The sequence below is a fragment of the Halomonas sp. AOP43-A1-21 genome (genome assembly GCF_052376775.1).
Lineage (GTDB): Bacteria > Pseudomonadota > Gammaproteobacteria > Pseudomonadales > Halomonadaceae > Vreelandella > Vreelandella colorata.
Genome location: NZ_JBQSWC010000118.1, coordinates 1 through 258, shown reverse-complemented (window position 1 = coordinate 258; position 258 = coordinate 1). Strand labels below are relative to the sequence as shown.

The window sequence follows — 258 nt, the reverse complement described above, 5'->3', positions numbered from 1 at the left end:
ATCATCCCTCGCGGTAAGCGCTCACAATGAATTACCTGATCAGATCATAGAGCAAACGGTTTAAGCACGATCCCCTCTTGGGTCTGTAGCTCAGTTGGTTAGAGCGCACCCCTGATAAGGGTGAGGTCGGCAGTTCAAGTCTGCCCAGACCCACCAAATTTTATCCATCGCTGCGTTATTTTATGACTCGCATAGCAGGCTATGCTTCGCCATAAAATGCCTTGTGATGAATAAAATTCCGAGAGGTAAGTGTCTAAA

General features: G+C 46.9%; 1 tRNA gene. It reads left to right on the top strand.

Going from position 1 to position 258, the window contains the following annotated elements:
• Window positions 1-79 precede the first annotated feature (79 nt).
• Window positions 80-156, top strand: a tRNA-Ile gene (locus ACT3R7_RS20805).
• Window positions 157-258: the final 102 nt, after the last annotated feature.